25 protein-coding genes and 2 other annotated features are annotated in these 24,616 nt (G+C 41.3%); of the genes, 18 read left to right on the top strand and 7 right to left on the bottom strand.

Going from position 1 to position 24,616, the window contains the following annotated elements; translation table 11 throughout:
• Positions 1-347 precede the first annotated feature (347 nt).
• Positions 348-473, top strand: a complete 126-nt coding sequence (locus AC1DIV_RS16305; protein WP_072272684.1) for a GapA-binding peptide SR1P — start codon at positions 348-350, stop codon at positions 471-473.
• A gap of 140 nt (positions 474-613) precedes the next feature.
• On the opposite strand, the gene AC1DIV_RS16300 is transcribed toward AC1DIV_RS16305, so the two are convergent.
• Positions 614-2,074, bottom strand: a complete 1,461-nt coding sequence (locus tag AC1DIV_RS16300; protein ID WP_048687076.1) for an aminotransferase class I/II-fold pyridoxal phosphate-dependent enzyme — start codon at positions 2,072-2,074, stop codon at positions 614-616.
• A gap of 411 nt (positions 2,075-2,485) precedes the next feature.
• Between AC1DIV_RS16300 and AC1DIV_RS16295 the strand changes: the two genes are divergently transcribed.
• The 9 genes from AC1DIV_RS16295 (at position 2,486) to trpA (ending at position 10,944) form a co-directional block, all read left to right on the top strand.
• Entirely contained in the window at positions 2,486-3,445 is a 960-nt protein-coding gene (locus AC1DIV_RS16295) for an NAD(P)H-dependent flavin oxidoreductase (RefSeq protein WP_063596343.1), read from the top strand.
• Between the two features lie 57 nt (positions 3,446-3,502).
• A complete protein-coding gene (locus tag AC1DIV_RS16290) occupies positions 3,503-3,778 on the top strand; it encodes a UPF0223 family protein (RefSeq protein WP_048687073.1) in 276 nt (91 codons plus the stop codon).
• A 69-nt stretch (positions 3,779-3,847) separates the two neighbouring features.
• Positions 3,848-4,078: a binding site (T-box leader), on the top strand.
• 35 nt (positions 4,079-4,113) lie between these two features.
• Positions 4,114-4,349 (top strand) — a binding site (T-box leader).
• A 162-nt stretch (positions 4,350-4,511) separates the two neighbouring features.
• Positions 4,512-5,909: an anthranilate synthase component I gene (gene trpE, locus AC1DIV_RS16285; RefSeq protein ID WP_340875589.1), complete on the top strand. Its 1,398-nt coding sequence runs from the start codon at positions 4,512-4,514 to the stop codon at positions 5,907-5,909.
• Positions 5,906-6,511 carry an anthranilate synthase component II gene (locus tag AC1DIV_RS16280; protein WP_048687070.1) on the top strand — a complete coding sequence of 202 codons (606 nt, stop codon included), beginning with the start codon at positions 5,906-5,908 and terminating at the stop codon, positions 6,509-6,511. The genes trpE and AC1DIV_RS16280 overlap by 4 nt, the downstream gene beginning before the upstream one ends.
• 27 nt (positions 6,512-6,538) lie before the next feature.
• Positions 6,539-7,561, top strand: coding sequence for an anthranilate phosphoribosyltransferase (gene trpD, locus AC1DIV_RS16275; RefSeq protein ID WP_048687068.1), 1,023 nt, complete (start codon positions 6,539-6,541; stop codon positions 7,559-7,561).
• A complete protein-coding gene (trpC, locus tag AC1DIV_RS16270) occupies positions 7,561-8,337 on the top strand; it encodes an indole-3-glycerol phosphate synthase TrpC (protein WP_252269135.1) in 777 nt (258 codons plus the stop codon). The genes trpD and trpC overlap by 1 nt, the downstream gene beginning before the upstream one ends.
• A 10-nt stretch (positions 8,338-8,347) precedes the next feature.
• Positions 8,348-8,962, top strand: coding sequence for a phosphoribosylanthranilate isomerase (locus AC1DIV_RS16265; protein ID WP_340875593.1), 615 nt, complete (start codon positions 8,348-8,350; stop codon positions 8,960-8,962).
• 4 nt (positions 8,963-8,966) lie between these two features.
• Complete coding sequence (gene trpB / locus AC1DIV_RS16260) at positions 8,967-10,172, top strand: tryptophan synthase subunit beta (protein ID WP_063576935.1); 1,206 nt, start codon at positions 8,967-8,969, stop codon at positions 10,170-10,172.
• The gene (gene trpA / locus AC1DIV_RS16255; RefSeq protein ID WP_323599211.1) at positions 10,165-10,944 is read left to right on the top strand and encodes a tryptophan synthase subunit alpha; all 780 of its coding nucleotides are present in this window, start codon (positions 10,165-10,167) and stop codon (positions 10,942-10,944) included. Before trpB ends, trpA begins: the two co-directional genes overlap by 8 nt.
• 310 nt (positions 10,945-11,254) lie before the next feature.
• Here the strand turns inward: trpA and AC1DIV_RS16250 are convergent, their stop codons facing one another.
• A complete protein-coding gene (locus AC1DIV_RS16250; protein WP_053534306.1) occupies positions 11,255-11,875 on the bottom strand; it encodes a YktB family protein in 621 nt (206 codons plus the stop codon).
• Between the two features lie 194 nt (positions 11,876-12,069).
• Between AC1DIV_RS16250 and AC1DIV_RS16245 the strand changes: the two genes are divergently transcribed.
• Complete coding sequence (locus tag AC1DIV_RS16245) at positions 12,070-12,267, top strand: hypothetical protein (protein ID WP_034314018.1); 198 nt, start codon at positions 12,070-12,072, stop codon at positions 12,265-12,267.
• 394 nt (positions 12,268-12,661) lie between these two features.
• Positions 12,662-13,465 (top strand): inositol monophosphatase family protein, encoded by an 804-nt coding sequence (locus tag AC1DIV_RS16240; RefSeq protein WP_063596336.1) that lies wholly within the window; start codon positions 12,662-12,664, stop codon positions 13,463-13,465.
• 89 nt (positions 13,466-13,554) lie between these two features.
• Here the strand turns inward: AC1DIV_RS16240 and AC1DIV_RS16235 are convergent, their stop codons facing one another.
• The gene (locus AC1DIV_RS16235; protein ID WP_034314013.1) at positions 13,555-13,737 is read right to left on the bottom strand and encodes a YlaF family protein; all 183 of its coding nucleotides are present in this window, start codon (positions 13,735-13,737) and stop codon (positions 13,555-13,557) included.
• Positions 13,738-13,861: 124 nt separating this feature from the next.
• Here AC1DIV_RS16235 and typA point away from each other — a divergent pair, with 124 nt between their 5' ends.
• The 3 genes from typA to AC1DIV_RS16220 are packed head-to-tail and all read left to right on the top strand — an operon-like array spanning position 13,862 to position 16,329.
• Positions 13,862-15,709: a translational GTPase TypA gene (gene typA, locus AC1DIV_RS16230; RefSeq protein ID WP_048684521.1), complete on the top strand. Its 1,848-nt coding sequence runs from the start codon at positions 13,862-13,864 to the stop codon at positions 15,707-15,709.
• A gap of 22 nt (positions 15,710-15,731) precedes the next feature.
• Positions 15,732-16,040: a YlaH-like family protein gene (locus tag AC1DIV_RS16225; protein ID WP_034314008.1), complete on the top strand. Its 309-nt coding sequence runs from the start codon at positions 15,732-15,734 to the stop codon at positions 16,038-16,040.
• Between the two features lie 4 nt (positions 16,041-16,044).
• Positions 16,045-16,329 carry a hypothetical protein gene (locus AC1DIV_RS16220; RefSeq protein ID WP_202317081.1) on the top strand — a complete coding sequence of 95 codons (285 nt, stop codon included), beginning with the start codon at positions 16,045-16,047 and terminating at the stop codon, positions 16,327-16,329.
• Between the two features lie 37 nt (positions 16,330-16,366).
• Here the strand turns inward: AC1DIV_RS16220 and AC1DIV_RS16215 are convergent, their stop codons facing one another.
• From AC1DIV_RS16215 to AC1DIV_RS16205, 3 genes are all read right to left on the bottom strand, one after another.
• Positions 16,367-16,798 carry a hypothetical protein gene (locus AC1DIV_RS16215; protein WP_421161931.1) on the bottom strand — a complete coding sequence of 144 codons (432 nt, stop codon included), beginning with the start codon at positions 16,796-16,798 and terminating at the stop codon, positions 16,367-16,369.
• Positions 16,782-16,982, bottom strand: a complete 201-nt coding sequence (locus AC1DIV_RS16210) for a YlaI family protein (RefSeq protein ID WP_072272690.1) — start codon at positions 16,980-16,982, stop codon at positions 16,782-16,784. Before AC1DIV_RS16210 ends, AC1DIV_RS16215 begins: the two co-directional genes overlap by 17 nt.
• 144 nt (positions 16,983-17,126) lie before the next feature.
• A complete protein-coding gene (locus AC1DIV_RS16205; RefSeq protein WP_072272691.1) occupies positions 17,127-17,726 on the bottom strand; it encodes a YhcN/YlaJ family sporulation lipoprotein in 600 nt (199 codons plus the stop codon).
• 265 nt (positions 17,727-17,991) lie between these two features.
• Here AC1DIV_RS16205 and AC1DIV_RS16200 point away from each other — a divergent pair, with 265 nt between their 5' ends.
• Positions 17,992-19,323 (top strand): PhoH family protein, encoded by a 1,332-nt coding sequence (locus AC1DIV_RS16200; protein WP_048684523.1) that lies wholly within the window; start codon positions 17,992-17,994, stop codon positions 19,321-19,323.
• A gap of 62 nt (positions 19,324-19,385) precedes the next feature.
• Here the strand turns inward: AC1DIV_RS16200 and AC1DIV_RS16195 are convergent, their stop codons facing one another.
• Positions 19,386-19,889 (bottom strand): hypothetical protein, encoded by a 504-nt coding sequence (locus AC1DIV_RS16195; RefSeq protein ID WP_048684525.1) that lies wholly within the window; start codon positions 19,887-19,889, stop codon positions 19,386-19,388.
• Between the two features lie 221 nt (positions 19,890-20,110).
• Between AC1DIV_RS16195 and AC1DIV_RS16190 the strand changes: the two genes are divergently transcribed.
• Together AC1DIV_RS16190 and pyc are read left to right on the top strand one after the other, a co-directional pair.
• On the top strand, positions 20,111-20,392 hold the full coding sequence (locus AC1DIV_RS16190) for an Fpa/YlaN family protein (protein ID WP_034313996.1): 282 nt from the start codon (positions 20,111-20,113) through the stop codon (positions 20,390-20,392).
• Positions 20,393-21,012: 620 nt separating this feature from the next.
• Positions 21,013-24,450, top strand: coding sequence for a pyruvate carboxylase (gene pyc / locus AC1DIV_RS16185; protein ID WP_340875612.1), 3,438 nt, complete (start codon positions 21,013-21,015; stop codon positions 24,448-24,450).
• Positions 24,451-24,616 lie beyond the last annotated feature (166 nt).

Below are 24,616 nucleotides of genomic sequence, written 5' to 3'. Positions count from 1 at the left end.
TCCAGATGCTCGCTTTCCGCGGGGCGGGCGGTGAGCCTCCTCGGCGTAAACGCCTGTGGGGTCTCACCTGTCCCGCTGCTCCCGCAGGAGTCTCGCACTTCCGCTCCAATCAACCTTAAATAGTTTCGTTTTAAAAACAACAATCTTTATGAAAAGAGCCTAAAAAAAAGAATCAGTCTAACGAACGATTGGAATGCAGTTCTTTCAAGATGATCGTTCATTAAGTGGGAAAAAGTATATATGTTATACTTTTTAGCTTGAAATAATAAATGTGTTATATTATAATTCATTTAAAGCGGTTACATTATATCAATAATGCATACAATATAGGGGAAGGGGTTGTAAAAATGGGAACTATCGTATGTCAAACTTGCAATAGCACGATTGAACATTTTGAAGATGAGAAAGTAAGTGTATTATACACACACAATCACAACTGCCAAAGCTGTGATACAGCTGCCTCTGAAAAATAAATGGAAAAAAGATTTCAAGATTAATAGAATGTAAGGGTGTTTCAGGGTTGTAGCCTGGAGCACCCTTTTTATAGAAGCCAGTGCTTAATAATAAAAGGTTCAAAAAAACCAGAGCAGTACTCTGCTCTGGTTTGATGGGATCAATCATTTTTTATGATCCGTAAATGTTTTATTTCTGGGTCCTCAGGGCCTTGAACCGGAAGTCCGGCCTCGATGTTTTTCCGGATGTAATTGATATTATCTTCAGTAATCAATTCTCCTGGAATGAAGATCGGGATTCCAGGCGGATAAACCATGATGAATTCAGCGCTGATTTTGCCGACAGATTCCTCAATGGGAACCACTTCGGTTTCTGCATAAAATGCCTCCCTGGGTGATAAAGCCAGAGGTGGTGTATCAGGAAGCAGGACTTCGATCTTTTCATGTTCAGCCGCCATTTCCTTAAACTCATCCGCTAAGTCTCTAAGGGCAGCGATCAGCAGGTCCGCTTCTGTTTTTGTGTCTCCAGGTGTTATCAGGCAAAGGATATTGTACAAGTCGGAAAGTTCCACTTCGATATTATGCTTTTCACGAAGCCATTTCTCAACGTCGTATCCGGTAATATTCAATTCCTTGATGGATATGATCAATTTTGTCGGATCATAACTAAAGGCTGCCTCGCTCTCGAGAATTTCGCTGCCGACACAGTAAAGATAAGGAATCTCATTAACGGCCTCACGGATATACCCTGCCAGATTGATCGCTTCATCGATCATTTCCCTGCCTACTGTCGCAAGTTGTCTTCTAGCCGTATCCAGGGAAGCCAGAAGGATATAGGAGGTTGAGGTGGTTGTGAGCATGCTCAATATGGCTTGAACACGATTTGCGGAAACCAATCCAGTCTTAACATTCAATATGGAACTTCCCGTTAGTGAACCGCCCAATTTATGAACACTAGTAGCAGCCATATCCGCTCCAGCCTGCATGGCTGACATCGGCAAGTCTTCATGGAAGTGTATATGGACACCATGTGCTTCATCTACGAGTACTGGGATTTGGTGGGAATGGGCAACTTCCACTATTTTTTGCAAATCAGCGGAAATGCCGAAATAGGTGGGATTGATGACAAGCAATCCTTTTGCATCGCTATGTTCCCTTAAAGTTTTTTCAACGGCATCGACGGTGATTCCGTGTGAAATGCCCAAATCTTTGTCTATTTCAGGATTGATGAAAATGGGAACAGCTCCGGAAAATACAATGGCAGACATTACGGATTTATGTACATTCCTTGGGACGATGATTTTGTCCCCAGGTCCGCAGACTGTCATGACCATCGTCATGATTGCTCCACTTGTTCCTTGAACGGAAAAGAATGTGTGATCTGCCCCAAAAGCTTCAGCGGCAAGATCCTGAGCTTGTTTGATGATCCCCTTTGGCTGATGGAGATCATCGAGTGGAGCGATATTGATTAAATCTATCGATAATGCATTTTCTCCAATGAAATTACGGAAATCAGCGTCCATTCCTTTTCCTTTTTTATGACCTGGAATATGAAATTGAACGGGATTTCTTTTTGCATGCTGCAATAAGGCAGTGTATAAGGGTGTTTCATTCTGTGACAATTCTTTGTGGCCCCTTTTCAGTAAAATAGGTACGAAATATGGGAGGTTTTACTCCCGTTCTATTAATGATCGTATGTTTCTCCGATTCCATTCAAATGGTTAGTAAGCTTGTGGATAGACATAAAACATATGAATTATAGCACGTCTTATAATAAATGCCTAGAGTGATTTAATGTCCTGACTTAAACAATTTATATATGTCTTTGTCTTTAAGGAGCCCAATAAAATTATCAGCAGTTTATAAATATCCATTTTCCTAGTATTTACTTGATTTACTCAAGAATTCTTCTTTTTTTATATTGTATGTGTGAGTTAAAAATTGAACGGGTAAACAATATTTGCCATAATGAAGCTAATGATTTGGATTCAGCTAAATAAACAAACCAGCAATTGAAAAGGGAGATGAGGAGTTTGAAGTGGGAAACGCGTGTGACCGATTTGTTAGGTATTCAATACCCAATTGTACAGGGGGGGTTGGCCCATTTAGCATATGCCGACCTGGCTGCGGCAGTGTCGAATGCAGGCGGGCTAGGGCAGGTGACGGCCATGTCCTTGGACACCCCGGAACAGCTGATAGAAGAAATAAGAAAAACCAAATCATTGACGGATAAACCGTTTGGTGTGAACTTTGCGATCGGCCAGCATGGGAGGCCTTATGAACACATGCTTGAAGCAGCCTTGAAAGAGGGAATTGCTGCTGTTTCCGTAACCGGCGGCAACCCTGGCCCTTTTCTTGATTACGTTAAAGGCACTCAAGTGAAAAAACTGGTGCTTGTTGCTGCAAGAAGGCAGGCAATGAAGGCTGAACAGCTTGGTGCAGATGCAGTGATGGTAGTTGGTCAGGAGGGAGGAGGACATTTAGGGCGTGATGATATTGGAACCTCCGTGTTAATTCCTCAAGTTGTGGACTCCGTTAAAATTCCAGTCATCGCGTCTGGTGGTTTTGGTGATGGACGCGGTTTGATGGCAGCGTTGGCGCTTGGTGCCGAAGGAATCGAGATGGGGACACGTTTCATAGCTGTCAAGGAGTGTGTTCATGCACATGAATTATATAAAAATGCCTTGGTTTCCGGCACGGAAAATGATACCGTTATCATTAAGCGGTCCATTGGTGCACCAGCCAGGGTAATTGCAAACAGCTGGACCGATAAGATTCTTGATATTGAAAAAGAAAACGGCGGATATGAACAATTGAAGGATTACATAAGTGGAAAAGCGAATCAGCGTTATATTCATGACGGAGTCGAAGGTGAAGGCTTTGCCTGGGCTGGACAAGTGATGGGGCTGATTCATGATGTGCCATCGACTGCTGAACTATTCAGTCGGATTATCGACCAGGCGGAAGCAATTCGTTCAAAATGGGCAGACTGATGATGCATGGTCCGCCGGACAACATGAAAAACTATCTAGAAGGAGCGTGTTTAGGATATGGATTATCAATATCCAATGGATCTTGATTGGTCTACTGACGAAATCGTAGATGTGATTAAATTCTTTGAAGCAGTAGAAAAGGCTTATGAAAATAAGATACAAAAGGAAGAATTCATGAAGGCTTACCGAAGATTCAAGGAAATAGTCCCCGGTAAGGCGGATGAAAAAAAGTATACGGATGAGTTCGAGTCAGTCAGCACCTATTCAGCCTATCTTGTCATTAAGAAGGCAAAAGGAATCGATGACGGGGAATGGATAAAAATGAAACATTAAAAATATAATTTTTCGAAAACTCCATTGACTTACTGAAAAGATTGTTTTAACATAATAATCAAGAAAAAGATAAAGGCAGTGACGAAGAAGAGTACCTTAATGATGTTCTGCAGAGAGCCAGTGGTTGCTGAAAACTGGTGAACGAAATTAAGCGAATGGACTTCCGAGCCCCAAACCGAAACGGATGAACGGAGTAGGCTTTGGCGATTATCTCATCGTTAATGGAGATAGGCATGTTAATGCCGTAAAGTGAGCTAATTTAGCTAATTAAGGTGGTACCACGGGTTCCTCGTCCTTTGGATGAGGGCCCTTTTTGCGTTTTTTTGAAAATGATAATTAAATCTATGAATGAGAGTAGTAATCTTTTTAGATGCGTCACAGAGAGCCGGAATAGGTGGAAACCGGTACGATATAAGAAGATGAATGGACTTATGAGTGGTTTCTTGAAAATAAGTAGGGAAACTCGGCTGCCACCGTTAAAGGGTAATCGCAAGAATTCAATTCTTGCTTGAGAGGGAAAAATGATGCATTTTTCCAACTTGAGGTGGCACCGCGGTATACCGTCCTCTGCAGACACATATTTGTGTTTGCAGGGGATTTTTTTATTGGAATTTCAATATATATACCTTTTAAAGAAAATATCCAGAGGAAATGAAGACCTGGTCATTTGACCAAAAGGGTTTTCCCTCCGGGGGATTATAAGAGCGCATAAGAATCGGGAGGGAATCAAGAGATGAATAATAATTTGGATGAAAAAAAAATACTCCGTTTCAAAATGGATACAATTGAAGGGGATATCCATACACCCATTGCCATATTTCAGAAATTAGATGGTGACCAGAAGTTTTTATTGGAAAGTTCGAACTCGCATCATGACAACGGCCGCTACTCATATCTAGGTTCAAAACCTTATTTGGAGGTGACATCACTTGCTGACCGAGTAAATGTGAAAGACACTGAAACAGGTGATCAAATCGTTAAGGACATCAATATCATCGAGTTTCTAAAAAAAGAATTATTAGTGGAAATAGAAGAGGTTCCCACACATCTTCCGCCATTTAACGGTGGTGCAATCGGATATATGGGCTATGATATCATTCGTCTTTATGAAAATATAGGTCCGGTTCCACCTGATTCTTTGCAAATGCCTGATGCTCATTTTCTTTTTTATAAAGAACTGTATATATTCGATCATGTTCTGCAGAAGATCCATCTTTTGACTGCTGAAGAAGATAGTGAAAAAAGTTTATTGGGAATGAAGGACAAAATCAATCAGGCAAGCAAGCCGTCAAAGGAAATATCGTCGGAATATTTGGAATTCAACTCGAATTTCAGTCAGGATGAATTCGAGAAAATGGTCCTTGAAGCTAAATCGGCGATCATAGCTGGTGAAGTGTTCCAAGTTGTTTTATCACAAAGGTTTAAAGCGGACTTCGATGGGGAGCCTTTCGATGCATACCGTCGTTTGCGATTAGCCAACCCCTCTCCTTATATGTTTTATATAGAATTTGGTGACTATACAATCATTGGGTCTTCTCCAGAAAGTTTAATCAGTGTTTCATCAGGAATGGTTCATGTTAATCCCATTGCCGGCACACGGCCGAGAGGGAAAACGGATGAAGAAGATAAGGGCTTCGAAAAAAGCCTGCTGATGGATGAAAAGGAACTTGCCGAGCATAAGATGCTTGTTGATTTAGGTAGAAATGATCTTGGCAGGGTTTGCGAAATCGGTTCAATCCACCTTACCGAGGAAATGGAAATTCAAAGATATCAGCATGTCATGCATATTGCTTCGAAGGTTAGCGGAAAGCTTAGGGAAGGGTACACGAGTTTAGATGCACTGACGGTCTGCCTTCCTGCCGGAACAGTTTCAGGTGCTCCTAAAATCAGGGCAATGGAGCTGATCAATGAACTGGAAAATTGTAAACGCGGGATGTATTCGGGCTCGATAGGCTACATAGGTTTTGGAGGGGATCTTGATATGGCTTTAGCCATTCGGACGATGATCATCAAAGATGGCAAGGCCTATGTACAGGCAGGGGCTGGAATCGTATATGATTCAGATCCAAAAACGGAATATGAAGAAACACAAAATAAAGCACGCGCTTTAATGGAGGTTCACACTATATGATTTTATTAATTGATAACTATGACTCGTTCACTTACAACCTTTATCAATATTTAGGTGAAGTGGAAAAAGAAATCGTAGTAAAAAGGAATGACGAAATCACCCTTGCGGAAATTGAGGAACTGAATCCAATGGCAATCGTCATTTCCCCGGGACCCGGCAGGCCCGAAGATGCTGGAATCAGTATGGAGATCATCCGCAATTTTTATGAGAAGGTTCCGCTATTAGGCATTTGTTTGGGGCATCAGGCCATTGGGGCGGTTTTTGGAGCGAATGTTGTTGGGGCGAAACAAATCATGCATGGGAAAACATCGGTAATCGAACACGATGGAACAGGTGTTTTTGCCAAACAGGACTTACAATTCCCGGTAATGCGTTACCATTCCCTTGTGGTTGAAAGGGGGAGTTTGCCAGAAGAACTGACTGTGACGGCAGTGGCACTGGATGATGGGGAAATCATGGCCCTTAAACATCAGGAATTCCCTCTCTACGGTTTACAGTTCCACCCTGAATCAATAGGGACGAAAATCGGCAAGGAATTATTACATCAATTTTATGAGATTGCCGGTACCTTTCAATCAGAGAAGGAACAATCCATTCTATAAAACAAAAAACGACTGGGGGAGTTAGCGGTGAAGGAGTATTTAGCGAAGTTAGCAGAGCGTCAAACATTGACGGAAGAAGAGATGAGCAGAGCAGCCCAATCGTTATTTTCTAAAGATATCTCCGAAAGCGAGATGGCAGCATTCATCATTGCCTTAAAAGCCAAAGGGGAAACGGCAGGTGAAATAGCAAGCCTTGTCAGAGTCATGAGAAAAGAAGCAAGAAGTGTACAAACAAGCTCCCTTAATGTAATGGATAATTGCGGAACGGGAGGAGATGGGTCACAAAGCTTCAATATAAGCACAGCATCGGCCTTCGTGCTTGCTGGGGCCGGTGTCAAGGTTGCCAAACATGGAAATCGCAGCATTTCAAGCAAAACGGGAAGTGCGGATGTATTGGAAGCATTAGGCGTTAATTTGTACTTGGAGCCTGACATGTTAAAGGAACTGTTGGAGGAAAATGGGATCACATTCTTATTTGCCCCATCTGTTCATCCTAATATTGCAAGGATAATGAAAGTGAGAAAAGAACTGAAAATCCCGACGATATTTAATCTTATCGGTCCTCTGACAAATCCAGTCCAACTCGACACACAATTAATGGGAATCAATCGACGCGATATGCTCGAGCTTTTTGCGGAAGTCCTGCATAAATTGGGCAGGAAACGCGCAGTCGTGATAAATGGTGCCGGGTTCATGGATGAAGCGAGCCTGCAGGGTGAAAACTCACTCGTCCTTTTGGAGCAAGGAGATATTATACCATTTACGCTTCATCCTGAAGAAGTGGATCTGCCTGTTTACGGAAATGATGCCATCCGTGGCGGTGACGCCAAACAAAATGCCGATATCATGCTTAGGCTTCTCAAAGGGGAAAAAGGTGCATATCGTGATACCGTTTTATTGAATGCCGGATTGGGATTATACGCACATGGTACGGCAGCGACGATCAAAAAAGGAATCTCCATGGCCAAAGAAAGCATTGATAGCGGATCGGCTCTTGCAAAGTTAGAAAATCTGATTGCTTATGGCAATAGAAATAAGGTGGTCATGTAATGGAAAATATCTTAACGAAAATCATCGAACAGAAAAAGGTGGAAGTCGCAAAATTAAAAGAAAGGGGCTTAGATGATTCGGTCATGATCAACATAGTCAGACCATCTTTGGTGGAAAATTTGAAAACGGCTAAATCGATGGCGGTCATCGCGGAAATAAAACGGGCTTCCCCTTCAAAAGGGGACATTAAAATCAATGTAAATCCGATCGAGCAGGCCCTTTCATATGAAAGTGGCGGAGCTGCAGCGATATCCGTATTGACGGATGAGGTTTTCTTTAAAGGATCAATTGCAGATTTGAGAAACGTAAGCGAGGCCATACGAATTCCCAGGTTGTGCAAAGATTTCATCATCGATGAAATCCAAATCGATCGGGCCCATCAAGCAGGTGCGACTATCATTCTATTGATTGTGGCAGCACTTTCTAAAGAACGCCTTCATGAATTATATCAATATGCAAAAAAGAAAGGACTTGAAGTGTTGACGGAAATCCATGATGAAGCCGAACTGGAACGTGCTCTAGAGCTGAATGCAGAGCTCATAGGGATTAACAATCGGAATTTAAAGACCTTCAAAGTGGATTTGGCTGTAACGGAACGACTGGCGAAGTTACTTGATCCCAAACGACATATCATTATCAGTGAAAGTGGGATCAAAACAAAAGAAGACGTAATGCGTGTGAAGGATGCTGGTGCAAAAGCGGTTTTGGTCGGGGAGACACTCATGACTGCATCAAATCTTCCGCACAAGATGGCCGAACTGCAAATGAGTATATAAGGAGATTAATATGTTAGTGAAAATCTGTGGGATAAAGACTTTGGCAGCTGCTCAGACTGCTGTTAGTTCCGGAGCAGACTTCATTGGTTTCATTTTTGCCGAGAGCAGCAGGAAGGTTGAGCCGGAGATAGTAGGAGATTTCGGAGCGAATCTAGCTGGTCATGTTAAAAAGGTCGGAGTGTTTGCCAATCAAACTGAACAAGAAGTGATAAAAATTGCTGAAATTGCGGGATTGGATTATATTCAGCTTCATGGTAACGAGTCTGCCAGCTTTGCCCGCAGAATGCCCCTGCCGGTGATCAAGGCCTTTGCCATCCATTCAGAGAAAGACCTTGAAAACCTGCATGAATACCCAGCGGATTATCTATTGGTCGATCTTCCTAAGAGCGCATCCGGCAAGGGATTGACTTTGGATTGGGATATGATTCGAAAAGCTGATCTGCCACTGGAGAAGGTAATTCTAGCCGGTGGGCTGACTCCGGAAAATGTCGGAAAAGCGATTAATGCCGTTTTACCATTCGCAGTTGACGTAGCAAGTGGTGTTGAAACAAACGGATTAAAAGATGCTGTAAAAATGAAAGCATTTATCAATGAGGCAAAAAATACAGCCGGAAAAGAGGAATGAATAGATGAATACTTATACACAGCCTGATAAAACTGGACATTTTGGAGCATATGGAGGCCGCTTCGTTCCAGAAACTTTAATGGCGGCGATTACGGAGCTTGAAGAAGTATATGAACAATCTAAAAATGATCCAGAATTCCAAAGGCAGCTAAGTTATTACCTGAAACAATATATCGGTCGGGAAACCCCTCTTTATTTTGCGGAGAACTTAACGAGACTGGCTGGCGGTGCAGACATTTATCTGAAGCGTGAAGACTTGAATCATACTGGAGCCCACAAAATAAATAATACGATCGGCCAGGCTTTGCTGACTCAGAAAATGGGCAAGAAAAAAGTGATTGCCGAAACGGGTGCAGGACAGCACGGGGTTGCAACGGCGACTGTGTGTGCTTTGCTAAAGTTGGAATGCATTATCTTTATGGGAGAAGAAGATATCAGGAGACAGAAATTGAATGTATTCAGGATGGAGCTTTTGGGAGCCAAAGTCATATCTGTATCACAAGGAAGCGGGACACTGAAGGATGCAGTAAATGAAGCGTTACGATATTGGGTGGCTAATGTGGATGACACCCATTATATAATGGGATCAGTGCTTGGTCCGCACCCATTCCCCGTTATTGTCCGTGATTTTCAAAGCGTGATAGGGAATGAAACAAAACGTCAATATTCTGAGGCGGTTCATTCCCTGCCGGATGCAATAGTTGCATGCATAGGCGGAGGAAGTAATGCAATGGGGATGTTTTATCCCTTCATTGAGGACGAAACGGTAAAGTTATACGGAGTGGAAGCGGCAGGGCATGGGCTTAATACACCATTACATGCTTCAAGTTTGACGAAAGGGAAACCTGGGGTGCTCCACGGGGCATTCATGTATGTTTTGCAGAACGAGGACGGTCAGATCCAGGAGGCACATTCTATTTCGGCAGGGCTGGATTATCCAGGGGTAGGGCCTGAACATAGTTACTTAAAAGATACGAATCGGGTGGAATATACTTCAGTAACCGATGATGAAGCCTTGGAAGCCCTAGCGATGCTTTCAAGGGAGGAGGGGATCATCCCTGCTTTAGAAAGTTCACATGCCATTTCCTATGGTTTAAAGCTTGCTAAAGAAATGGAGAAAGGAACAGGACTGGTGATTTGCCTGTCCGGCCGTGGTGATAAAGATGTTGAAACGGTCCAATCATTGATGGGGGGTAGTGAACATGAATAAATTAACAAATGCGCTTGAAGAATGTCAAACAAAGCAGGAAAAAGCATTCATACCATATATCATGGCAGGTGATGGAGGTCTTGATCGGTTAAAAAGTCAGCTTCTTTTCCTTGAAAACAGCGGGGCGACTGCCGTTGAACTAGGTATACCTTTCTCTGACCCTGTCGCTGATGGACCCGTTATCCAACAAGCTGGAATCCGTTCTTTGAAAAATGGAACAACTTTAAAAGATGTTCTGAAAAAAGTAATGGAAATCAAAAATGATGTGAACATCCCCATTATTTTAATGGGATATACGAATTCAATCCTGGCATATGGACTTAAAGAGTTTACGACTGACTGTCTTCAAGCAGGAATTTCCGGGTGCATCATCCCCGATTTACCGATTGAAGAAGAAGCCATCTTTTCATCAATCAAAACTGCAGGGATCGTTCTTATCCGACTTGTGACACTCACGTCTCCGGAAGAGCGCATCACTGAGATTACCGCAGGGGCGGAGGGCTTCATCTACGCAGTTACAGTCAAAGGCATCACAGGTGCCCGTGACGCCTTCGGAGAAGAACTTGGAGGCTATTTAAAGAAGGTAAAAGAGATAAGTCCGGTTCCCGTTCTTGCCGGGTTCGGCATATCGACTCCAGAACATGTCCGTGATGCCATACAATACTGCGATGGAGTCATTGTCGGCAGCAAGATCATCGAATGCTTCGAGACAGGCAAGGAAGACCGAATTAGAGACTTGATTCAAGCAAGCAAAGGCTTAGTGCAAAAATAGGGATGGAGAGACTCCCAGGCTTCCCTTAGTTTATAGGCAAAAAGGAGTTCTATCTTAAAACATAGTTGATTGGGGCGGGTGTACGAGACTCTGGCGGAAAAACGTGTCCAGTGGAGACCCCGCAGGTGCAAAAGCGCCGGATCGCCCGTGGAAAGCGAGTGCCTGGAGCAACGTTCAAAATTTTTAAAAACCTAAAAAAACTGAAGACAAACCCAATGATTATCGAGTTTGTCTACAGTCTGAGGAGAGCTTTTAGGCTCTCCTTTTATATTATCCAGTTTTTGTTGGATCCGAATAGGAATCAATGTGTTTAATTTAATTGATATAAGGGTAAAAGATGTTCAAACGCATCTTGAATGGTTTCAATGAAATCATCATCTTTTAACTTAATAGCGTCATCACGGGAAATTTTTATACCGCATAGGATTTCGGCTTTCTTTACCGTTTGCAAACGGGTGAACATTGAATTCAAATCATCTACTCCAAGACCATCGTGAGGGATGACATCAGGTTTTGTATGGTCCATTGACCATACATAATGGGAGGGAATGCTATTCACCAATCGGTCTGCCTGCTGCTCCAGATGCTTACCGATTTCCATTTTATTAGGGGCTTCGTAAATGACGGCATACCAGATGAACATATGCGTTTCCCATAACCCGATTTGGAAATGCGGCATCATTTTATAGCCTCTGCTATTGGCAGCAAAAGCAACCCATGTATCATTGGGGGGATTCACTGTCCGTCTAGCATGCTTTGCAACGTGAGGGTGCATTTCATCACCGGTCATAACTGAGAGTTTTTGAGAAAAGTGCTCTCCCAGGGCTTGTAATTTTGGCTGGATCCGTTCTTTTAAAGCATCCATGCGCGGTTCCAATCCATCAATTTTAAAAACATCAAAATCATCTGCTGTAAAACTTTCTATATTCATTTTCATCTCTCCTACCGTAATATCTGCACATATTGTAGCATAAGTAAAAGTAAAATTTAAAAAATACGATTCGGGTTGGCAATGAAAAATTCCTTATAGGTTTAAGCACAAATTAGTTGCTATTTGAGGTAGGAAGTCATATGATAATATAAATTCAGAAAATTACGTTAATTAACGAAGGGAGAATGTTAATTATGAAACAAGTCATGAACCAAGCATTAAAAGCTAAAGAAGTTGAAAGACATAGAGCTGCAGTGTTAAGAATGGAAATGGACTATGAATTAGCAACCCTTTTTGAAGCAATCGGTGAAGAGAATGACCAAAAGAGGTCACAATGCAAGCAAAGACTAGAACGCATCCGCTTGGAATTGTTGAAACTGAAAGCCTTGTAAATGATTGGCTGCAGAGACCTTGAAGGAGAATGAATTAAGGAAATGAATCAATTTCAATACAAGGAATTTTATTATAGATGAACGGACACTTTATTTTATTAAAAAATAATGTGTCCGTTTTTCATTAAATGTCCAATATATATAAGGTGGAATATCATTTTGTATCGAGTCCCTTTAATAAGGAAGGGGAACGTCAAAAAAGGGAGAATATTCTTGCTGGCTAAATCATGATTACGATTAATGGATGGGCAGTCAAGGAACCTTCTTTCCTCATCAGTTAAAAAAATGGAAAATTTAAGATGTTAAAAGCTTGAAGGCAAGCTATATTTGCTTTAATCTTTAAAAGAGGATCATTTTAATGTAGTTTCTGATCATAAAGGACGGGGATATTATAATGGCATCGGTCAAGGAAATGGATACATATGCGAAGTTATGGATGAAAGAAGCCGGTACTAGGCTAAGGGCGTCCTTCAAAACCAAGTTGAATATTGAAATGAAAACGAATCCGAATGATTTGGTAACTAATATGGATAAGGGGATAGAAAAGTTTTTTTGCGAAAAAATTGGCGAAGTTTTTCCAGAACACCGCATTTTTGGTGAAGAGGGAATGGGCAATGATATTAAAGACCTAAAAGGCACGGTGTGGATCATCGATCCAATTGATGGAACTTTGAATTTCATTCATCAACAGAGGAATTTTGCGATTTCCCTTGGGGTTTATGTGGATGGCATCGGAAAGATTGGCATGGTTTATGATGTCTTTAGTGATGAATTATATCATGCGATTAAGGGACAAGGAGCATTTCTGAATGATCAAAGGCTCCCATCTCTTGAAGAGGCATCGGTAAGCAAAGCGATCATTTCCATTAATGCAAGCTGGGTAACGGAAAACCGGAGGATCGACCCGAGTCTTTTGGCACCGCTGGTCCGGGATGCAAGAGGAACACGTTCTTATGGCTCGGCAGCGTTGGAGCTGGCATTCGTGGCCGCTGGAAGGATTGATGCATACATAACCATGAGACTCATGCCTTGGGACTTTGCCGGGGGAGTTTTATTGGTCGAGGAAGTGGGCGGGGAAGTTAGTAATATTAAAGGTGACAAATTGGATTTTTTAAAAGGCGACTCACTTTTCGTATCAAAACCAGGGCTACACAAAGAAGTATTTGACAAATACTTATCAGGAAACTCCAGCCGTTAGTATCAAGGACTGATTGCGGCCATGATAAATGTCTCGGATAGAAATAATTAACAAAAAAAAACTCGCTGTCTGTCAGCGAGTTTTTTATATTATAACTTCCCGGCTTCACGTAATTTCTTCTTCTGGGTGAAACCGAACCCCATGATTCCGCAAAGAATAACGATTGCAGCTAATATTCCAATCAAGCTTTTTTCAGCAATGAAGATGCCAATGGAGCCAATGCTGGATGTTGCCAATACCGCTAATATTAAGAAATTCCATTTAATGTTCATTAATATCACCCCTAATATATCTATTGTACATAATTTCTGTATTTGTTTCTAGTATGTTTGTGATATAATATGTAAGTTAATACTAGTGATACGTTTTACACAAACTTTTTTAGGAGTGAATTTTTTGAAATTAAGAGAAAATATTCGTAATATAGCCATCATTGCTCACGTTGACCATGGTAAAACGACGTTAGTGGATCAGTTGCTAAAGCAATCTGGTACTTTCCGTGAAAATGAACATGTGGAAGAACGTGCGATGGATTCTAATGCGATTGAAAAAGAACGCGGAATTACGATTCTTGCGAAAAATACAGCAGTTCAATACCAAGATACAAGAATCAATATTTTGGATACACCTGGTCATGCCGACTTTGGTGGTGAAGTGGAACGGATCATGAAAATGGTTGATGGCGTTCTACTTGTTGTTGATGCATATGAAGGCTGTATGCCGCAAACTCGCTTCGTGTTGAAAAAAGCATTGGAACAAAAGATCACGCCAATCGTTGTCGTGAACAAAATCGATAAAGATTCTGCACGTCCAAATGAAGTGGTCGATGAAGTAATTGACTTATTCATCGAACTAGGAGCTGAAGAAGAACAATTAGACTTCCCAGTTGTCTTCACTTCAGGTATCGCTGGTACTGCTAGCTTGGATTCAGATCCTGCTAAACAAGAAGAAGACATGACCCCACTTTTCGAAACAATCGTCGAAACGATCCCTGCACCAATTGATAACTCAGATGAACCGCTTCAATTCCAAGTGGCTTTACTTGACTATAATGATTATGTAGGACGTATTGGCGTTGGCCGTGTATTCCGAGGTAAAATGCATGTAGGTCAACAAGTTTCATTAATGAAACTTGATGGGAAGGTTAAACAATTCCGTGTAACGAAAATCTTTGGTTATATTGGCTTGAAGAAAGTTGAAATCCAAGAAGCCGTTGCCGGTGATTTAATTGCCGTTTCTGGTATGGAGGATATTAACGTAGGGGAAACGGTTTGTCCGACCGAGCATCCTGAAGCTCTACCTATCCTGCGTATTGACGAGCCAACATTACAAATGACTTTCCTTGTAAATAACAGCCCATTCGCAGGCCGTGAAGGTAAATTCGTTACAGCTCGTAAAATTGAAGAGCGTTTGAGAAACCAATTGCAGACTGATGTCAGCTTAAGAGTCGAAAATACTGATTCTCCGGATGTCTGGATTGTTTCAGGTCGTGGGGAGCTTCACCTTTCCATCCTGATCGAAAACATGAGACGTGAAGGTTATGAATTGCAAGTTTCTAAACCGGAAGTTATCGTTCGTTTGATTGATGGCGTCCGTTGTGAGCCGGTTGAACGTGTACAAATCGACGTACCTGAGGAGCACACTGGTTCGATCATGGAATCAATGGGAGCCCGTAAAGGTGAATTATTGGATATGATCAACAGCGGAAGCGGTCAAGTTCGTTTACTGTTCACGATCCCAGCTCGCGGACTTATTGGTTATTCAACTGAGTTCTTAACGATTACACGCGGATATGGTATCATGAACCATTCATTTGACAGCTATCAACCAATGGCACAAGGTCAAGTCGGCGGAAGACGCCAAGGTGTACTTGTATCCATGGAATCAGGAAAAACTACACAATACGGTATTATGCAAGTAGAAGACCGCGGTGTTATTTTCGTTGAGCCAGGTACGGATATTTATGAAGGCATGATCGTCGGGGAACATAACCGTGATAGCGATTTGACTGTTAATATCGTTAAAGCGAAACAAATGACAAATATGCGTTCAGCAAATAAAGACCAAACTTCTTCCATGAAAAAACCAAGAATCATGTCCCTTGAAGAAGCTCTGGAATATTTGAACGATGACGAGTACTGTGAAGTAACTCCGGATTCAATCCGCCTTCGTAAAAAAATTCTAGATAAAAACGAGCGTGAAAGAGCAGCTAAAAGAAAAAAAGTTGCTGTTGAAGAAAAATAAATAGCAAGAGGAGGAGAAAAGATTGGATATCCAAGAGCGATTATCATTTTTTGCAGCATTGTACAGAGTGGATGAAAACCCTGAAGCAGGAATGTGGTATTTATATTTGACGGTCTTTGGATTATGCATCCTTGTCTATCAGTTAGGTTTTGCCAAAAAGTTACCATTGCTAAAAAATGTGGTCATTTATGTGGTAATGGCACTTGGATGTACCCTTCTTTCTTTCTTTGCGGTGTTTCTCCCTATGGGGGAGGCATTAGTCATCGCTTCGCTTGTTCTGGGGATCTATAGGATCCGTCTTCATAATTCGAGAAAAGAAGAACAGGCTTAAGATGATGAAATCATTACAGGATGCTTTATACAATTGGTTGACGATCAAAGTTGTCTGTGATGCAAGGCCTGATGATTCAGCTGCACGCGATACAGAAATGTTTTTCATGCAGATGCTGAAAGACGATCATCAGGTGATAATCGATTCGGTTACAAAAACAGAACCTTTTTATTACGTCGAGTACCTTTTGGGAGACGAAATGAAGAAGCAGCGTTATCCGATTGAATTGATTGATATCATGTTGGACCAAATTCAGTTAGAGCCAGAAAAGTATAAAAATATCGAGTAATGATAAAAAGAACCGTGCGATTTACGCACGGTTCTTTTTATATTGCTTTAGGGAGGGAAAGTCCGTAAAAAAGATGTAAGATTGTCCACAAAAAGAAAGCTGTCAAATCAGAAGGAAGGACAACTTCTGTTTTTGACAGCGCCGATAGTGGGAAGTAAAGCATGATGGCTGGAATGATCGTGATAAAAGCAAGTGCGTATTTGTTCCATTTCCTGAAAGCTTTCAAAGGATGTAGTATATAAACGTAACTATACGTAATTGCCAGTGAGAAAAGGAGATGGAAAAGGAATAATGATTCCTCACTCCAGGAAACGGCTCCAATTAGGGGGAGGAAATCCACATTCAATAAAAGCTTATACACTTGTTTACCGGATAGCATTTCGACCCACTTCATTATCCATCCAAGCAGAAGTCCATTGATCAGGCCAATCAGAGTAACTTTGTGGAAAGTTCTACCATTCATCTTCATTTTTGATCGTCCGGTATAGACGGAAGTTACCGGTGGCAATCCGTTCGTTTGTACGCTCTTCAATGCGTTGGTTGCATGTATTGCACATATAGGTATGTATAGGACGGTTGCGAAGCTTCTTTGCTTCCGGGCTATCGTCGGGAATAGATTCAATTTGATCGCATATTACACATTTAACCTTCATATTAGTTGAACCTCACTTCAATTTGAATATGCTTTTAAGTATACCAATATTTTTATGGTAAAACGAGGATAAAGTGAAACTAACAGTTGAAGTTGATTGTTGGGTATGAAAAAGACCCGAAGATTCACTTCGGGTCGGGTAAATTCATTCTTTAAAGTGATTGGATTGATCATTTTGCTCTTTATCGAGTTCTTTTCTTTCCGTATCATCATCAAGTTTATTTTTTTCCTTTTCGATGTTCTTAGATGGCGTTGGGGTTAAAATATCACCAGGAACCTCCGGGATGACTCGGCTTGTGATGTCAGCGAGTTCATTTAGTATCCCGGTTACCGGTTTGCCGTCTTTAATATCTTTGGCCACCTCCCTGATCCGCTCATTTAAATCCGGGTCAGCGACGATGATGGCATTTGCACCGTCAGGATCATGTTTTAAAGTTTCTCCGACTGAGTACTTTATCGTCCCAACCTGTGAACGCTCAATATCTTGGTCGATATCTATTCCGACGATGGCGTATTTGCCAAGTACGACTGCGGTGGCATCGTTCACCTCTGGAATGGACTTAGCCAAACCGGTGAGTCTCTCCGCTGTTTGCTGACCTGTATTCCTGTCTGCTTCCTTAATGGTCGTATTATTGACTTTCGTTATATTGTTTTGCGCATTATTTTCAGACACTTCATTTTTATTATCCATTGTGCAACCTGACATCAACAGAACAGCAGCGAGCGACAATATGATTTTTTGCAATGTAAAACCTCCTTAATGTTTTCCTTTGTTCCAGCCTGTCCATCGCTACCTAGTCTGATGCATCTGAGTATAAAATGCAGCCAAACATGGAGAAATCAATGGTGGGGATTGCATTCTTTGCTGGAAGTTTTCTTTATAGTCTGTAAATGTTCTTCTATCTTTATGCAAAGGAACATATATTTTATCAACAGTCTCGTCCGCTACATAACTGCTGAGTGTAGTAAATGGTAAGACATATCCTATAGAGCAGGCAGGAGGCGTCATATTGGGGAAAAAAATATATGTTTTAGATACGAATGTCCTGTTGCAGGATCCGTATTCGATTTATTCATTCGAAGATAATGAAGTTGTCATTCCAGCAGTCGTATTAGAAGAATTGGATTCAAAAAAAAGATATATGGATGAAATCGGAAGGAATGCCAGGCAAGTATCGAAATTGATCGATAGCTTCCGTGAAAAAGGAAAGCTGCATCAGAGCATTCCGCTTCATAATGGTGGCAGCATAAGGATTGAACTCAACCACCGTTCATTTCACAAACTTCAGGAAATTTTTGTTGAGAAAACGAATGATAACAGGATATTGGCAGTCGCGAAAAATTTATCTTTGGAAGAAGAGACGAAGGAAGATGGAAAAACGGTCATTCTTGTTAGCAAAGATACTCTAGTCAGGGTTAAAGCTGACGCCATCGGTTTAGAGGCAGAGGACTTTTTAAATGATCGCGTTGTAGAACTGGATCATATATACGCTGGGCACAAAGAAGTGTATGTATCGATTGATAACCTGAATAAGTTTTATGAAAAAAGTTTTCTTTCACTGGAAGAACTGACAAAAGATGCATATTATCCAAATCAATTCCTGTTGATGAAGGACACGCTGGGCAGTTCAGCTTCGGCGATTGGGATAGTGGATGAGAACTGCAGGACCGTTAAGAAATTGATGTATGAAGGGGAGCATATTTGGGGAATTAAACCGAGAAATGTCCAGCAGACCATGGCCCTTGATTTGTTGCTTCGTTCGGATATCCAGCTTGTGACGCTCATTGGTAAGGCGGGGACAGGCAAGACTTTATTGGCATTGGCAACAGGGTTGATGCAAACTGAAGATTTGTCACAATATAAGAAACTTTTGGTTGCCAGGCCCATTGTTCCGGTCGGTAAGGATATTGGTTATCTGCCAGGGGAAAAAGAAGAAAAATTAAGACCATGGATGCAGCCTATTTTTGATAATCTCCAATTTCTGTTCAATACGAAAAAACCTGGGGAATTGGATGCGATTTTAGCAGGAATGAGTTCGATCGAAGTTGAAGCCCTCACCTATATCAGGGGAAGGAGCATACCGGATCAGTTCATCATCATCGATGAAGCGCAGAACTTAACGAAACATGAGGTCAAGACAATCTTGACGAGGGTAGGCGAACGGAGCAAAATTGTCTTAATGGGGGACCCGGAGCAAATAGATCATCCTTATTTAGATGAATATAATAATGGTTTGACCTATGTTGTGGAAAAATTCAAGACCGAGCGTATTGCCGGCCATGTTAAATTGATAAAAGGGGAAAGATCGGGATTGGCACAACTGGCAGCTACACTTTTATAATGCAATCGGCAAGGGATTTCCCTTGCCGATTGCCAAAGTTTTTGGCAAGAATGAACGAAGTCTTATTTAACGGTGAAAGACCGTACATTTTTTATCGGTTCATTGATGTTGGAAGCGTCTCCGAAATAAATTTCCAGAGGGCCGCCCTCGGATATTTTAAGCGGCTTTCCATCCTTGGAAAAGCCCAGGAAAAATTCAAGTGCCGTTTCCAACGGGAATGTAAGCTCCTCATCATCGGTTGTAACGATGACTTCGGTCACCCCATTTTCAGGTTCGGCGTTTTTTAAAAAAGGTTCAAAAGGGATGCCGAAAGTCCCTTCCAGCAATCTTTGCTTCTCGAACTTTCGTTCCGTTTTTATTGTGGGTGGCATTATTGCGCCTTCCTGTATTTCTTTTTGCCAATGCTTGGAGGCGGCAATCGTATATTCTTCTAATTCATTGACTTGGACTCTTTCAGCGTGGAAATATGTATCGATTTCAACTTTACGGTCATCAAAAATCCATACTCCAGGATCTAGCGTAATTGGATATTTCACTTTTCCATTTATAAATACGATGGGTTCCAAATATCTCATTCCTTTCTGTTGCTCTTTAATGATTATAATCAATTATAATTGAAATGTCACATCTTCAAGATGGTGAACAAATTCCATGGCTGGGTATATTCATTTGAGAGGGGATCGTGATATCTCAATGGCAAATTGTTTGTCAATGTCCTTGCTTTTTCACAAAACTAAAGGTAGAATTTAGAGATAAGATTTAATCGCTCTGAGCGGGGGGATTTAACATGGCATCTGATATGCTTGTCAATCATCGAGAAAAAGCTTATGCTTTATTAAAAGCAGATGCTGACAAGATTCTAAAACTGATAAAAGTTCAAATGGAAAATCTCACTATGCCTCAATGTCCTTTATATGAAGAGGTACTTGATACGCAAATGTTCGGCCTATCACGAGAAATCGATTTTGCCGTACGCTTAGGTTTGGTAGAGGAGACCGAGGGTAAATCCCTTTTGGAAACCCTTGAACAGGAATTGTCAGTTTTGCATGAAGCATCGTTAAAAAAATAATAGATAAAACATACTAACTCAAACAAATCTCGATGATTGTTTGAGTTTTTTATTTATATACACAATTAATGAATAATGTTATACTATTTTTAATAGTGACATACTAATTAATTCACGGAAGCTCAATTTGAGTTTTCTCATTCTTTTGAATTTTTGATCTAAGTTCAATAGTCATCTTCCATTTTTAAAAATTCCCAATCATGCATTAAACAAGTGGGATTTTCCGGTCATATGGCTTTGATCAATAATGGATCGCTAGTACGGGAGTCAGATCTAATTCCCTGTTTTTTTATACGAATATATGTAATTTTTTATTTTTTTATTGTATTCAGTTAATTTTAGTATTATTGTTATATTAATTGAATGTTAAATCAAATTGATAATATATTATTATAGCTAAATTTTAATTAGTTAATGGTATAGGGCTCTTTTTAGTCTTTATCGGATGTGAAAAACGAAAATATAAAATATATCGAAATAATTACATCAGCGATAAAATGAGCTTAAACAGATTGGACTCCTTATTTGGGAAATCAATTCATGAATAAAAAGTGGTGGAAATCTTTCACGCTTTTTTTCTATATATTCAATAAAAATACATATTGATTAGGGTGGTAGCAATGGGGAAACGTATAGAAAAAGTACTTGCGGCAAATCGCGGGGAAATAGCGATAAGGATTTTTCGGGCTTGTACGGAATTAGACATTCACACAGTTGCAATCTATTCAAAGGAAGATTATGGTTCTTATCACAGATATAAAGCGGATGAGGCATATTTGGTCGGGGAAGGCAAAAAGCCGATTGATGCATACCTGGATATTGAAGGCATAATCGCGATTGCCAAAATGAGTGGCGTCGATGCGATTCATCCCGGTTATGGTTTCCTTTCAGAAAATATTGAATTTGCGAAACGCTGTGAGGAAGAGGGCATAATCTTCATCGGACCAGAATCAAGACACCTAGATATGTTTGGTGACAAAGTAAAAGCTAGAACACAAGCTGAACTGGCGGATATTCCGGTTATCCCTGGTAGCGATGGACCGGTGACCAGTGTTGAAGAAGTCAAGGAATTTGGTGAACAATACGGTTTTCCAATTATTATAAAAGCCTCATTAGGCGGCGGCGGACGCGGAATGCGAATTGTCGGAAAAATCGAAGAAGTTGAAGAGGCTTATGATCGCGCAAAATCAGAAGCTAAAGCAGCTTTTGGTAATGATGAAGTCTATGTAGAGAGATTCATACAAAATCCGAAGCATATCGAAGTTCAGATTTTGGCTGATACTCATGGGAATATCGTCCATTTATATGAGCGTGACTGTTCCGTTCAGAGACGGCATCAAAAAGTTGTGGAAGTGGCACCTTCCGTTTCCCTTTCCGAAGATTTAAGGGAAAGGATTTGTGAAGCAGCAGTCAAGTTGGCTAAAAATATTGATTATGTAAACGCTGGTACGGTCGAGTTCCTTGTCGCAAATGGCGAATTTTACTTTATTGAAGTCAATCCACGGGTGCAGGTTGAGCATACGATCACTGAAATGATTACGGGCATTGATATCGTTCAATCTCAAATCATGGTGGCTGAAGGGCATGAGCTCCATGGCAAGAAGATCGGGATTCCCGAACAAGCAGGTATTAAAACTCATGGATATGCGATTCAATCAAGGGTGACGACCGAGGATCCATTGAATAATTTCATGCCTGATACCGGGAAAATGATGGTGTACCGTTCCGGTGGGGGATTCGGTGTCCGTCTGGACGCAGGGAATGGGTTCCAAGGTGCGGTCATCACACCATATTATGATTCCCTTCTCGTTAAACTTTCTACTCATGCGCTTTCATTTGAGCAGGCAGCTTCCAAAATGGTTCGTAACCTTAAGGAATTCAGGATTCGTGGTATTAAAACAAATATCCCCTTCCTTGAAAATGTTGTAAAACATGAAAAATTCATTAATGGGGAATATGATACATCATTCATTGATTCAACACCGGAATTATTTAGCTTCCCAATTAGAAAAGACCGTGGGACAAAAATGCTTTCATATATCGGAAATGTGACCGTGAATGGATTCCCGGGAGTCGAGAAAAAGAAAAAACCTGTTTTTGATCCAGCACCAATTCCGAATGTTGGTGGCCTGCCGCTTATCTCGGGTACAAAAAATATACTTGAAGAGCAAGGAGCAGAGGGACTGGTCAATTGGATAAAAGAACAGAAAGAGGTATTGATCACCGATACGACTTTCCGTGATGCACATCAATCTTTGCTGGCGACGAGAATTAGGTCGAAAGATATCCTTGATATCGCAGAACCTACAGCAAAACTGCTTCCTGGTTTATTTTCAATGGAAATGTGGGGCGGGGCAACTTTCGATGTCGCATATCGTTTCTTGAAAGAAGATCCGTGGGACAGGCTGTTAAGTTTCAGGAAAAAAGCACCGAATGTCCTATTACAAATGCTTTTAAGGGCTTCAAATGCAGTTGGTTATAAAAATTATCCTGATAATGTCATTCGTGAATTCGTCGAGAAATCAGCGGATGCAGGCGTTGATGTTTTCCGTATCTTCGATAGTTTAAACTGGGTTAAAGGGATGGAATTGGCTATTGATGCAGTCCGTCAATCCGGCAAAATTGCAGAAGCTGCCATTTGTTATACAGGGGACTTGAATGATCCAACACGCAGCAAGTATAATATCGACTATTATAAAAATATGGCGGTGGAATTGGAACAAGCCGGTGCCCATATTTTAGCGATCAAGGATATGGCCGGCCTCTTGAAGCCTGATGCTGCTTACCGCCTTGTCTCGGAACTGAAAGAATCGACATCCCTTCCGATACATCTGCATACTCATGATACAAGCGGAAATGGAATTTACATGTATTCTAAAGCGATTGAAGCCGGTGTGGATATCGTTGATACGGCGATTGGTTCTTTAGCTGGACTGACTTCGCAGCCAAGTGTACAAACACTTCATTATGCATTGGAGGGTTCAAGCAGACAGCCTAAGTTGGAAGTCGATTCACTAGAGCGTTTAGGAGAATACTGGGGTGAGGTCAGGAAATTCTATCATGACTTCGAAAGCGGAATGAATGCACCTCATACCGAGGTTTACAAACACGAAATGCCGGGCGGCCAATATAGTAATCTGCAGCAGCAAGCCAAAGCAGTTGGGCTGGGAGACCGCTGGCATGAAGTGAAAGAGATGTATCAGCGCGTCAATGTAATGTTCGGCGATATCGTTAAAGTGACTCCTTCATCCAAAGTTGTTGGGGACATGGCTTTATTCATGGTACAAAATAACCTGTCTGAAGAGGATGTTCTGACAAAAGGTAAATCCATCGATTTCCCTGATTCAGTCATAGAGTTATTCGAAGGCTATCTAGGTCAGCCAGTTGGGGGATTCCCTAAAGAGCTTCAGGAAGTTATCCTGAAAGGGAAGAAACCTATAACGGTAAGACCGGGTGAGTTATTGGAAGAAGTGGACTTTGCAGCACTTAAAGAAGAATTATTCAAGGAATTGGGACGGGCAGTCACTGATTTCGATGTGCTTGCATATGCCTTATATCCAAAAGTATTCCTGGACTACAATAAAACGATTGAGTTGTTTGGAGATGTTTCCAACCTCGATACCGCAACTTTCTTATATGGTATGAGGCTAGGGGAAGAAATCGAAGTTGAAATCGAAAAGGGTAAAACGCTTATCGTAAAATTGGTTTCAATCGGCCAGCCATTGGCTGATGGAACACGGGTTGTGTATTTTGAGTTGAATGGTCAATCACGTGAAGTGATCATCAAGGATGAAAACATTAAATCTTCCGTTGTATCAAAAGTAAAAGCTGATTCAAAAAATAAAGAACAAATCGGTGCGACAATGCCAGGTACGGTAATTCGTGTAGTGGTCGAGAAAGGAGATCAGGTCAAGCAGGGTGATCACCTGATCATTACGGAAGCGATGAAAATGGAAACCACCGTGCAAGCACCATTCTCCGGGACCATCAAAGATATTTATGTAAAAGATGGAGAAGCGATCAGTACTGGAGACTTATTGATAGAAATAACTAAGTAATATCGCTGACTGTGACCTTCTGAATGATTTAGGGTATATGGGGTATGCTTGAGGTTTCAAGCTGCCCTACACCCTCTTTCAAGGCAATCCACGGTCATCTTAAGACAAAACAAAAACCACCATTCCCTGGGGAATGGTGGTTTTTGTTTTGTCCTATTATATTATT

Source organism: Peribacillus sp. 05N428 (genome assembly GCF_056397085.1).
This window is presented reverse-complemented; position numbering and strand designations above follow the sequence as displayed.